The organism is Schnuerera sp., from assembly GCF_035459645.1.
Classification (GTDB): Bacteria; Bacillota; Clostridia; order Tissierellales; family Tepidimicrobiaceae; genus Schnuerera.
Map to the genome: position 1 here is coordinate 1 of NZ_DATHXO010000046.1, position 13186 is coordinate 13186.

12 protein-coding genes are annotated in these 13186 nt (G+C 31.6%); all 12 read right to left on the reverse strand.

The window, feature by feature from the left end:
• The coding region (locus tag VK998_RS01050) for an energy-coupling factor transporter transmembrane component T family protein (RefSeq protein ID WP_325224501.1) at nt 1-617 on the reverse strand (617 nt) is incomplete at its 3' end.
• Entirely contained in the window at nt 601-1275 is a 675-nt protein-coding gene (locus VK998_RS01055; RefSeq protein WP_325224502.1) for an energy-coupling factor ABC transporter ATP-binding protein, read from the reverse strand. The genes VK998_RS01055 and VK998_RS01050, both read right to left, overlap by 17 nt.
• On the reverse strand, nt 1268-1954 hold the full coding sequence (locus tag VK998_RS01060) for an energy-coupling factor ABC transporter ATP-binding protein (RefSeq protein ID WP_325224503.1): 687 nt from the start codon (nt 1952-1954) through the stop codon (nt 1268-1270). The genes VK998_RS01055 and VK998_RS01060 overlap by 8 nt, the downstream gene beginning before the upstream one ends.
• Complete coding sequence (locus VK998_RS01065; protein ID WP_325224504.1) at nt 1951-2463, reverse strand: molybdopterin-dependent oxidoreductase; 513 nt, start codon at nt 2461-2463, stop codon at nt 1951-1953. The genes VK998_RS01060 and VK998_RS01065 overlap by 4 nt, the downstream gene beginning before the upstream one ends.
• The gene (locus VK998_RS01070; RefSeq protein WP_325224505.1) at nt 2456-3526 is read right to left on the reverse strand and encodes an alkaline phosphatase family protein; all 1071 of its coding nucleotides are present in this window, start codon (nt 3524-3526) and stop codon (nt 2456-2458) included. Before VK998_RS01070 ends, VK998_RS01065 begins: the two co-directional genes overlap by 8 nt.
• Nucleotides 3519-4097, reverse strand: a complete 579-nt coding sequence (locus VK998_RS01075; protein ID WP_325224506.1) for an ECF transporter S component — start codon at nt 4095-4097, stop codon at nt 3519-3521. Before VK998_RS01075 ends, VK998_RS01070 begins: the two co-directional genes overlap by 8 nt.
• 43 nt (nt 4098-4140) lie before the next feature.
• Nucleotides 4141-4623, reverse strand: coding sequence for a hypothetical protein (locus VK998_RS01080; RefSeq protein ID WP_325224507.1), 483 nt, complete (start codon nt 4621-4623; stop codon nt 4141-4143).
• 10 nt (nt 4624-4633) lie between these two features.
• Entirely contained in the window at nt 4634-5812 is a 1179-nt protein-coding gene (locus tag VK998_RS01085; RefSeq protein ID WP_325224510.1) for a 4Fe-4S binding protein, read from the reverse strand.
• Complete coding sequence (locus VK998_RS01090) at nt 5809-7383, reverse strand: FMN-binding protein (protein ID WP_325224511.1); 1575 nt, start codon at nt 7381-7383, stop codon at nt 5809-5811. The genes VK998_RS01085 and VK998_RS01090 overlap by 4 nt, the downstream gene beginning before the upstream one ends.
• Nucleotides 7384-7392: 9 nt before the next feature.
• Nucleotides 7393-8196: a molybdopterin-dependent oxidoreductase gene (locus tag VK998_RS01095; protein WP_325224513.1), complete on the reverse strand. Its 804-nt coding sequence runs from the start codon at nt 8194-8196 to the stop codon at nt 7393-7395.
• A 47-nt stretch (nt 8197-8243) separates the two neighbouring features.
• Nucleotides 8244-12203: an S-layer homology domain-containing protein gene (locus VK998_RS01100; RefSeq protein WP_325224515.1), complete on the reverse strand. Its 3960-nt coding sequence runs from the start codon at nt 12201-12203 to the stop codon at nt 8244-8246.
• Between the two features lie 73 nt (nt 12204-12276).
• Nucleotides 12277-13186, reverse strand: a 910-nt coding sequence (locus tag VK998_RS01105) for an S-layer homology domain-containing protein (protein WP_325224516.1), incomplete at its 5' end; no start/stop codon positions are given.

Here is a 13186-nt window from a genome sequence, read left to right on the forward strand (position 1 = left end):
CCTCTCATTTCAATAGCAATTGACAATTTTTCTGCTTTTAAAATTGTCCCTGTTAATATAGGAGCAAATAAATATGAATATATACTAATCCTCTTCTTCATAGGTAAATTTTCGATTTCTATACCCCTAAGTTGAATAGCAGTTAAAGAGTCTTTAATCTCTTCAGTCAATATAGGTAGAAATCTAATACCAATAGCAACCATAAATGCAATATCATATGGTAACCCCCATTGGACAAATCCTTGAATTATTTTTCTTGAGTTTGAAGTAGTAATTATAGTAGCCGAAAAAATTATTATCATCATTCGCAATATAAACTGAAAACCTTTCTCTAAGCCACTGGTACTTAAAACTACAATATGACCAATAGAAAAAAGGCTTTTTCCTTCCGTAGTAAATATACTCTGTACTATTGCAATAACAATAATTACATATAAAAGTCTCTTTATCTTTTTAAAGCTTCTTTTCAAATTTACATTAAAAAATTTTGCAATTAAAATTGTCAATCCTAAAACAAAAAAAAGATAGAAGATATCTTTAATTATTATACCTAATGTGGATATACACAACACCATAGTTAATTTTGTTCTTGGATCAAATTCAAATTCTTTGGTCATAGGTTATTTCTCCTCTATGAATTTTTATGACTCGATGAGATAGTTCTTCTACAAAAGTATTATCATGACTAATAATGGTCATTCCTACCCCTTTTTCCATTAATTCTTTTAACACTTGTATCAATATATTTTTCCTATCAAAATCAAGGCCAGTAGTTGGTTCATCTAATATTAAATATTCTGGTTCATTCATCAAAATAGTAGCTATTGCAAGTCTTTGCTTTTCTCCTTGGCTTAGTAGTAAAGGTGAATATTCTCTTAAATCTTCTATTTGGAACAATTTTAACAGTCCGTCTACCTTCTTTTCTAAATATTCATCATTAAATCCTTTAAACTTTAGTGCAAATCCTAATTCCTCTTCTACAGTATTAGTAAAAAAATGTTTTTCAGGATTCTGGAAAAGATATCCTATTTTGCCTCCTATTTGAGCTAATCTAAATTCAGAAATATTTCTGTTAGAAATAGATATTTGTCCACTTTTAGGTTTTAATATCCCTATCATAAGCTTTCCTAAAGTAGTCTTGCCACTTCCATTAGGCCCTAAAATTGTTGTAACTTCATCTTTATTAATTTTCAAATTTATATTGTTGATTATTGGCTTGTCCTTCTTATATTCAAAAAATAAATCCTCTAATTTTATGAAATCCAATCTATTCACCAGCCTCATATTCCTTTAATTTACCATTCTTTAATTCCAATACTCTATCTGCTAAATTTAAAATATCTAAATTATGCTCCACTAAAACTATAGTTTTTTTCTCTTTTTTTAAATCTGAAATTAACTCTTTTATCCTTTTCTTTCCATCATCATCTATTTGAGCAGTAATTTCATCAAATAATAAAATATCTGGTTCCATAGCTAAAACTGAAGCAATGGCTATTAATTGCTTCTGTCCTCCAGATAAATTATTAGGGTTTTGATACCTATAATCTTCCATATGAACAATTTTAAGTACCTTGTCTATTCGGTTGCCTATTTCTTTTCTTTCTATCATCAAATTTTCAGGACCAAAAGCTATTTCATCTTCAACAGTAGGGGAAAAAAGTTGAGTATCTGGATCTTGAAAAACTATTCCAACCTTTTTAGTTATATCTGCTATCTTTAAATCTTTTATATTTTCCCCCCATAATTTAACCTCACCATGAACTTCACCTTTACGTATATGAGGAATTATTCCACAAATTATATTTAATAATGTGCTTTTACCACTGCCACTTAAGCCTGTTAATGCTAGTATTTCCCCTTTGGATACAGCCAATTCTATTCCCTTTAGTATATAATCGGAGCTAAATTTATATTTAAAATATAGGTCATTTATATCTATAGGATTTATCATTTCACTTCCAACTCCACGACAAACTTACACCATCTTTGACTAAACTGATCCTTTCTAACGATTATTTGATAAGGACCACTTCCTCCCTTTTCTTTGCTTTTTAAAAATTTCCCATTAAATTTATATGCTAAATATACATTATTTTCATCCATTACTTCTTTAATACTTAAGGCTACGGTATAGCCATCTATTCCCTTTATTATTACCTGTTTTTTATCTTCCATATTAATCTTAACTTCTTCAATTATATTAGATAAAGGAACTCCCGTATAATTGTGTTCTTTTGGATTACTATCGCTTGTATCTAAAACAGCAGTAAATTCTTCTTCTCCTAAATCTACTATATCCTCAAATTTCAATTTAGATTCTTTTTCTTCTTCTTTTATTATAATCTCTGCATTCTCATGGGCTTCTTTATTATCCTTTACCATTTGTCTATTGATCAAACCAAAAACCCCCATAATAATAATTAATATAAAAAGAATAATTCCTATAGTTCTATTACTCAAATTGATTCCCTCCATCCATGATTATATAGGGAACCACCATATCTTCATATCTAAATTCTCCATGATCCCCACCCTCCTCTGTAGAATGCATACCATGGTCAGCAGTAATTATCACTATCCCTTTCCAATTAGACACTATTTCTTCTACATATCTATCTACTCTTTTAATAAACTCCATGGTTTCTACAGACAAATCTCCATAGGTATGTCCACAATCATCTATTCCATGAAAATGTGTAAATATAAAATTATAATCTTTCTCCATGGCATTCATAGTAGACTTATATACTTCATCATCGGTAAACCCGTCCCCATTACTATCCAAATTTAATACAGGCTCAATTTCAGTTTTCAGTATTCCGATATTCCCTTCTATATATATAGCTTTTTTCTCTAAATCTTCGGCAAATTTAAAAATAGAGTCTACATTTAATTCCCTTTGCTTTCTTGAATAAACTCCGTTCTCTATAGGGTATTTACCTGTAATCATAGCAGCTAACCCTGCATTAGTTACTGGTTTATATACGGATAATGCTTTAGTAGCTTTAACCTGTTTTCCTAAATACGGTAAATACTCGTTTTTAATAGCATATTCATATTGATGGTAACCAAATCCATCTAATAATATAAACAATACATCTTCCTCATTTAAATAATGAGACATATGATAATAAGCATCTGTTATACTGGCTTCAGGAGGATTTATCATAACTCCTTTTACGTCTTTTACTATGGTCTTACCATTTTCATCTATGTAATTTATAGAATTATCCCTTACTTGGAAATTGCTACTTTCTTCAATATATTCTACTTCCCCTAATCCTCCCATGGTTAAAGCATTTTCATATTTTTCTTCTATAGTATCTTCTAATTTAAATATTTCATCTTGGTTATGTGCTGAAAAAAATTTAATATTCCTTTCACTGTCTATAATATTCATTCCAATATCCTTTCTATCTGGAAGAGGTAATTCAGCATCTTTAGATATAGATCTAGTACATGAAATTGTAATCAATATTATTAGAACTAAAACAAAAAATAAAATTAAATTCCTTTTAATCATTATATCCTCTCCCATTAATTAAATTTTCTAAAGCTTGGTTCTTTATCAGCTTTTTAAAAATTCCATATGCTATTAACCCACCTATTCCTCCTGATAAAGAAGCTGCAGATAAAGTTAATACTAAAGGAACTAAAGGCAATCGAAAAAATACTACGTTTACTAAAAAAGTCCCACTTACATTTGCTAATATACCAGCTACAAAGAAATTCCATTTTTGAAATGGTTTTGTTTTTATCATTATCATATATAAATCTACTATTAATCCAGGGACTATGTAGGTAAGAAAACTTACAACCCCATGAGTCCCGTAGATTCCTAGACTTACTACCATAATAGCTTGTACTACGGAAATCAAAGTGGCCACTCCAACTTTTGCTATTAAACCAACTCCTAAAACTACCCACATCATATATAAACCGCCAGCAATTGCCCCACCTGGAATATAAAGAGGGCCAGTGATAATATGGGCAAGAGGTACAATAACAGGCTTAGTTGCTATGCCTAAAGTCGCCATAAGGGCAATGACAATTATTTCAAATATGGAAAATTTATTAACCAGTTTTTTAAGCATAATATTTCCTCCAAAATTTAAGTATATTTAATTATATAAAACACTACTCCAATATAATCTCCTCTATATGCTTTATCCAACGTTGACTAAATGGGTCCCGTCTTATAACTAATTGAAAAGGCCCATTACCCCCTTGTCTTTTAGATTTCATAGGTTTCCCATCTTTTTCAAAGGTTAAATAAACATTATTTGGTTCATTTATCTCTTCAATACTTAATATTATTCTATATCCATCTGATGCATTAAAGGTTATTTTTTCAACCTGAGATATGTCCAAATCTAATGAATAAAATAGCTTGGACATTTCAATACCTTTGTATTCTGTTTCAACAGGTTTATTCCCACTACTCCTTACCACCGCAGGGAAACTAATAGCATCATTATGATTGTATATAAAATCCTTTTCTACAATCTGCTGGTTTTCTTTTTGAAGTATATTTATAGATATAATATCTTTTCTAGAAAAATTAAATATGAGTATAAGTCCAATTATTATTACTATAGGTATGACCTTTTTAATATTCATAGCTTCCTCCTTATTTCCTTTCTAAGGCTTGACTTATTCCGCTTTTGACTCCATTAATAAATCCTCTACTGGTAGCTGTAGCTCCACTAATACCGTCTATATTTAAACTTTGAGTTTCAATTATCTCTAATGGGATTGTTCTAAATACCTCCTCATAATACCCAGTGGTTTCACTATGATTGATTGGATTTATTCCTATTATTCTATTATTTTCTATAATTACTTCTACTTGCATAGTACCACCAAAACCAATGCCTCTTCCAATATAGGTTCCATCTTTTAAAAAATCTAAGTCAACAATGGATTGAGGGCTAGTCTGTGGTTGGATTAATGGAAGCAAAAGATATATCCCAATTAATAAAATTAGACTAATCGTTATGTACTGACTTTCATTCATTCTAAATTTCCCAAATTTCAATGAATAACCATCTCTACCCTTTATACATTGAGATTCTACACATTCTAAGCATCTAATACATTCTGGAGAAATTTCCAAATTATGTGGCCTTTTTATATTAACGGGACAATTCCTTAAACAATAATTACATCCATTACATCTTTCATTACTACTGATCTTCGACGGTCCTAGGACAGATAAAAGACTTTGAAAAGCTCCAAGTGGACAAAAAAATCTACAAAAAACTCTTTTGACAAATAAGGAAAAAAGTGCTACCAATAATAATACTATAAATCCCCTTTGAAAATTTAGCCCTAAAAAAACATTTAAATAAGCTACCCAAGGGGAATAAGGGGAAATTATATTCCCCAGTCCTAAAATACTCAATATTAAAACCATTAATAATACAAAGTATTTCAATATTTCAGGATTAAAAAATTTCCCCTTTGCTAAATTTCTTTCCTTAATCCCTAATTTTGTTCCTAAGAATTTGAAAAAATCTTGTAAAGCTCCAATTGGACATATAAATCCACAGAAAAACCTCCCCATTAGTAATGCAGTAATAAATATGCCAATTGTAAGAGCAATGGATTTGGTTACGCCTCTCCATCTATAAGATGGATCTGTTAAAGCTGATTTTAATGCACTCCACCCTCCATAGGGATTGATATCTCCAATGGAGAGCATCCTCCAGTCAATAATTCCATTTATATATAGAGAATATATTATAGAAATTAATATCACAAATATAGTAAAAGCAATTTGTATAAAGCTTCTTTTTTTATATTTCATTTCTTTTCAATCCTTAATATATCTTTCATAATTTCACTTTCTCCTTGGTATAAAACCACTATATTACCATCATCTACTATATAAGAATCAAGCATTTCTTCTAAAGTTATCTCTACTTTAGCATCATCTCTACCTATTATATTAAACTGATTATTATCAGTCCATCTCATACCTGCAGTTAATAATACATCCTCTAACAACAAACCTTCACTGCCGTTAATATCTTTAGTCCTTACCACTTCAACCATTTTTTCAGGAAATATAACTGCATCCTTAGTAGTAGAGAAATGAGTCATATTCTTCACATTCATGCCAAGTTTAAAATTTGGTGCTATATTCATAGGGGCATTATCTCCCTCTACCTTTAAAAAGTACCTTTGTCTGACTAAGGAAAGAGTTTCATTTTTTATTAATCCATCGGAAGCAGCCATGGTGAAAAATCCTTTTTCATCTACATTATCAAATTTTCTTAGAATTTGCCCTACCTCAATGGACTTATCCTTGCTACCATAGTACTCATAATAATAAGGTTCTATATCTTCAGTTAAAGGAGCAAAAATATGTACTTTATCAATGGCCTTAGGTGATATCTCTCCATATAAATCGATACTGGAAACCATCTTTACCCAATAAGGTCCTAGTTCATTTGGTATGGCTATTCGTACAGGCTTTTCTTCTTCTTTCAAATCTTTACCATTAACTTGCCATACTAAAATCACATCATTAACCTCTAATTTTTCTCTATCTACCATTGTATAATAACCATCACGTCCGGATATTCCCACTCCTTCATAGTCCCTTAAATTCAAACCTTCCTTTTCTAAAATATGTCTAAGGGTAGGTCCTTTTACCTTCATATCAGTCTCTGTTCCTGTTGTATTGATCAAGACTACATCCATTTCCAACTGTTCATATTCCTTTATTTTTTCAATATCTATCCTAATAGATTCATCTTCCCAGTTTATAGCAAAACTATTGGTATCCTTTTGCCACATTTCCTGAGGAACCACATCGGCTACTCCTTCCATTTCTATATCATTCACCTTATATTGATAGGCTCCAATGGCTGCATTTACTGCATTAACTACTGCCTGAGAGCTTACAGTAGCTCCAGTTACTTGGACTATATCTTCTGGATTTTCTTTATCTAAGACCACCAGATTTAAATATTTTTCAATTACAATATTCTTAAACCTTTCTAAAAACCAGTCCTCCTCAATATGCTCAGCATAATCCAAAGATTCTTCATGTTCTAGTATTTCTATTCCCAGTAACTCATCATCATCAATAGCTGTCAACACATCAATTGGCCCATTATATCCTACACAACTAACTACAAAAACCTTAACTTGTCCATCCACTTCGTAGGCCCTCTTTACCCCTGGAAAATTTAAAGAAATAAACATATCATCTGAAATATCCTTCACTAGCTCAATCTTCTTTGCTTCAGGATAAAATCCCTTTACCTTTAGTTCTTCTTCTGAGGCTCTATTTTTTAAAGAAAAAAGAAATATAACTACAGTCACCACTATAATTAAAAAAATTAAATAGAATTTTTTGCTTTTCATCATATCAATTACCTACTCCACCGTTATTTTATCAATATTCGATACCCATTGAGGTTTGTTTATATCTCCTGGTTCCGTCTGACCTACCACCAATTTAAATGGAGGTCCTTCTTCCGAATCGTATTCTTCTCCATTTTCTTCCCAAGCTATAATCATTGGGAACTTTGCATCAGGATTGGTTTCATCAATATAATCCTGTTTCTTAACTTGTTCAATAGTAAACTCCATTTTATAACCATCTGTAGCTACAATGATAACCTTAGTAGCCTCTGAAGATATATTAGCATTCTGTTCTAATAACTTCCATAGGTTAACTCCTTTAAAATTTGTATAGGCTGTAGTTCCAAAATTATTTAAGGAATAGAAATCTCCTTGAAAAATGATGCTCTCCATATCTTTTAAGCTATCTAAGCTTAATTTCAATTCATTTTCAACTTTACCTTCTATTTTTAATTTATGGCCTTCTTCTTCTACTTGTTCACTTTCATTGGATTCATTTGATTCCACTTCTTCATTGGATTTTTCTACACTTTGTGATGCTTCTTCATTTTTGTTTTCACTTTCTTCATTATGTTCTACTGGTCCTTCTTCTATTTGTTCTTCTTCACCCTTATCTTCCAGGTCCTGGGATATATCCGCTTCTTCATCTATATTTTCTTCAGTTATATCTTCTATATCCTTTTGACTGATTTCTTCTTCCTGTTCTATATCCACTGGAGTCTCTTCGTTATCATTTTTTGAATTACATCCAGATAGCATTAAAGAAAGGGTTAAAATGATAATCATTAATAAATTAATAAATTTAAACCTTTTCATAGAAACCTCCTAAATAGAGCAATAGGACTTAGTCCTATTGCCTCATACTAGTATTTTAAAAATCTTAATAATATTACTATAGTTTCTGCTCTTGTTGCATTTAACTGTCCTCCAACAGTATTGTTGGGTAAACCTTTTATTATTTCTGCATCAATCACTGCAGCTAAAGAGTTTCTTGCCCATTGTTCTACATCATCATCAAAATTTAATAATATATCCTCTATTTCATCCTCATTCAATTCCTCTAAGAAATTAGCTAATACAACTGCAATTTCCTGTCTTTCAATTGGTGAATTTGGTTTAAAGGTACCATCTTCATAGCCTTTAATTATACCTTCCTTTTCAGCCGATACCACATCTTTTGCAAACCAATCTGTAGATTTTACATCATTAAAAGGTATATCATCCATTTCAAATGTATCAAGGCCTAATATCCTTACCATAATAGCAACAAATTCGGCTCTTGTAATATCATTATCTGGATTAAATTCATCATTACTTCCCTTTATATAACCCATAGTAGCCATTTCTTGGATCTCTTTTTTAGCCCAATGGGATTCTATATCTTTAAAGATTATACTTTGAATATTAACTGCTGCTCCGCCATTAGTTCCTACCAATAGATTATTATTATCCCAGTCTAAGAAATAAACGTTATTCCATTGTTTCGATGGGAATTGATTAGATGCATTTATGATTTCAGCAACTTTACCAATCCCTTCAGTTTTAATTACACCACTAGCAGTTGTTGCAATATAAAGAGTTTCTTCGTTTTCCTTATCTGCTAATACCAATCTTATATCATCATCTTCAGTTATTGTTGGATACAAATCTTTTGCTGTATAAACCTTTCTTTCGCCATTTAAAATATAATCTACCTCACCTTGACCAAAACCTGGTGCATTGCCAGATCTTACAACCCATACTCCACCTTTATCATCTATGGAAATACTTCTCACCCAGTTAAGATTGAAATTAGTGTTATCAAAATCTTCATAGGTTGTAATAGTTCCGTCTGCTGCAATATGCTGATAACCCCCAATATAAAGTGGGTTTTCTTCGTCGCCTTTTACATCTGGATAATAGCCTATCCAAGCTCCCCCTTCTTTATCAGGTTCTATAGCATCTACAGAATAAGGTAAAAGGCCTTCTTTTTCAGTATAAACTGTCCAATTATCATCTTTATCTACATATACCGCACCATTTTGTGTCCCTATCCATAATCCACCTTTTTTATCAAGTTCTAATTCTTGAACAAAATTAGCAGGAAGTTCTGAATTCTTCGTATTTAAGAGCTTCCAAGTATCATTGTTTTTTACTAATATTCCCTGAGGTGTTAAAGCTCCTCCAAGGGTAATCCATAACTCTCCATTTTCTCTTTGGACTATAGCATAACATGTATCTACTTTAACAATACCTGCATTTTCAGTTTCAATTTCCTTTATAGTAATCCATTTTCCTGTAGAAGTCCTTAGTGAAAGACCTCCATTATTTGTACCAATCCACAAGTTATTATCTTTATCGTATTCCATACTTCTAACACTTGCTTCTGGCAATTCTTTTCCTGTGTCATTTCTATAGGTAATCCATATTTTATCATCTATATATTGGTCTACTTCAGAACCGGAAAGTTCTGGCAAATCTAGTTCTTTTACATCCTCCATCTTTGGCTCTTCATAATCTCCAGTTCCTACAACAATACAATCTGTCCATTTTACCCACATGGATTTACTTTCTTCAATTATAAGTCTTATAGGTCCATAAGCATTATTGTTTACGTATCCTATATCACTTTCATTAGGAACTAAAGGATGTCCATCTACTGCATAGGCTAAAATAATCTTCTTAACTTGATCTTTAGAGTTGAGTACCCCTTCCATAACCTGTTGACTACTTCTTAAGATTTGATTATAATTTTGTCCACTAAATACCCTTATACTTGGCACATCTACATCATCTTTTAATCCAACAACCTTGGAAATAATATCCCATAATACTACTCCTTCAAATTCTCGAATTCCATCTCCAGTATAGACATCTCTTAAAGCATACTCTGTCATAGATTCTATTTGTCTAAGAGTAAAAGTCATTGGTTCCTTTACCTGAGAGCCTGTTACTCTAAGGACTGGCATGTCCAAATAGTCAGTATAAACCCCTTGGTTATGGTTCCAAGTTGAACTTTTATCTACATCTTTTTGAGTAGACTCTCCTTGACCAGTTTTGTCATCAGTTTCTGTTGATACTGGGTCTCCTCCACCAATTATAATTTCCTTTAAAAATTGTACTTGATTAGCACCGTTAGGATCATTATAGCTTGTTTTTCCAAATATAACCCTAAGTGGTCCTCCATCATTACCAAGACCAGGATTGAATCCTTCATCTGTTGGTCTGACAACATAAGGATAACCATTGAAACCATAGGTTACAAGAACTGGCATCTCTGTATGAAGTGGCTCTTCATTAGAACCATCATAAGTGCCATCTCCTACATCTTCAGCGTTCTTTTCATAATATCCATATAATGAACTATCCTTTATCTCTCCAATTGTCATTGGAGGAAAATTATAATGATCAGCTGCTATAAACTGAATACTAGTATCTTCATCAATATTTGGATCTATCCCTACTTTTAGGAGTAAATCCCAAAGAGGAACTCCTTTGTATTTATTGTAATACCAAAAATATTCACTATTAGAAAGACTATATTCGCCCTCATATTTTATATCATCCATTGCTTCTATATCTGATACTTTAAGTTTTATTTCCTTATCCATCTTATCTCCGTGGATAATTATTTCATAATCCGTATATTTAGGATCATCATAAGGGGGATAAGTATGTTCATAAATATTTTTAGCATCCTTTTCCTCAATGTAGATATATGCCACATTTGAAAATTCCTTAGCATTGACTTTATCCTGTTCATATACTAATTTAAAACAGCCATTATCATTATGTTTTTTAGCCTTATATCCCACATCTGTATCTAGATATACAAGAGGCACCTCATTGATTCCATAAGCTATTAAATAATCACCTACTTCACCTATAGGCACTGATCTAATAGTTTTTCTGGACTTATCTTTAAATACTACATTTCCAGCATTGGAAGTAACCTTTACGTAGTTATCTATTAAATGTTTTCCATTAATTCCTTCATAAGTATTTTGAACAACTTTTCCATCTACTTTCTCATAATATGTACCTTGCTCCTGCCCATTAGTATCTTCTTCTATCTGCCTTAAAGAAATTGCTCTATATCCTTCAACTGCTGGTCCTTCAATAGTAAAGGTTGCTCCTGTTATAGCGTCAATATTATATGGAGCGCCATCATGGCTAATATGTTTATAAGAAGAATCTAATCCTATACCTTCAGTAGCTTTTTCAATAGGTTTATCTTCACCAATAGTTATTTTTACAACTTCTTTTCCCCATTGAGATAAATTCATATCATCTACATTAGTTTGACCAAAAACTAATTTAGGGAATCCTTTATCTAAATTTTTTTCAGTAATATTTCTATCATCCCATTTTATTGGAGGTAAAAAATTATCTTTAGGATAATCAGCTAATACCGCCGTATACCTAGCAATCATAGGTTCTGATTTTTCTTTACTTTTATCTGTAAAATCACTAAAATAATAGGTGTTTTTTAGTTCATTTATAGATTTAGTAAATTCAAACCCATCTGAACAAGTAAATTTAACTTGATAATTATCATTAGTTTTTAAATTATTCTCACCGATTAAATCGAATAAATCGTAGCCCTTTGCTTTTATAATCTTGTGGAAATTCAAACTATTATTTCCTGAATAAATTCTTTCTACCATCTCATATTTTGACCAATCAGACTCTGTAATCCTTACCTCTTCATTGACTCCTGTACCTGTAATCAATAAATCTGTTCTAGATGCTTCAACAGAGTCTATAAAGAAAGTGAACTGTGAAAAAATCATTCCAAAAGCCAATATAATCGCAATAAACTTAAATTTATTATTCCCCTTCATGAAATACCTCCCTTTAATTATGGAAAAGAGGGAAAACCATGGTTGTCCCTCTTTTCATCTTATTTAAAACTTACTATTTAAACAAGGTATTATATACAACAGTAGCTGCCTCAGCCCTGTTGACTACTTTTGTAGGTTCGAATATTTCTTCTGCTATATTAGCAAAAACCCCTTGAGCTTCTAGCCATGCTACTTCATTAGCTGCCCATTCAGAAACTAATTCTTTATCTTCAAAATTTGATTTTTCCATTACAAACTTCTCCATCTTTGCTGCATCCACTACCTCTGCTAACACAGCGCCTCTTCCTACTACAGCTGCTATTTCTTCCCTTGTTATTGTTCTATCTGGTTTAAACGTTCCATCTGGATAACCTGTAAATAAACCTTCTTCAACTGCTGCTTGTACATAAGGAGCAAACCAATTATCAGCTTTTACATCGGTAAAATTATCAGCATATTCATCTTTATCATAACCTAAAGCTTCAACCATTATTTTACAAAACTGAGCTCTTGTAAATTCTTTCTCTGGAGCATATTTCCCATTACCTACTCCATGGATTATTCCTCTTCTTGCAAGCTCTTCTATGGCAGTTGCAGCAAATTCATATTCTTCGGTTATATCTGTAAAAGCAATTTTCTTTACTTCTTCTACTGTTTCCTCTTCCACTGGTTCTTCCTTCTCTATTACATCAATAGCGTCTCCCACAGATATTTTTACTACCATCTTAAATACTGTACCAAATTCTCCTTCTTCTTTTACCTTCCTGTAAACCACTATTTCTTCATTGTCTGGATTGTCATCATTATCAATTGCTTCTCCATCGATTTCATAAGCTAAAACGTATTTTAGCTCTTCATTGAAAATATCTTCCAACATCTGAGGATCAATTGGATAACCATCTGATGCTTCAAAATTTACCTCTGCATTTTCAATAGTTACACCAGCTTCTTCCTTTAATACATAGGACAAGCTTACCCCTTTA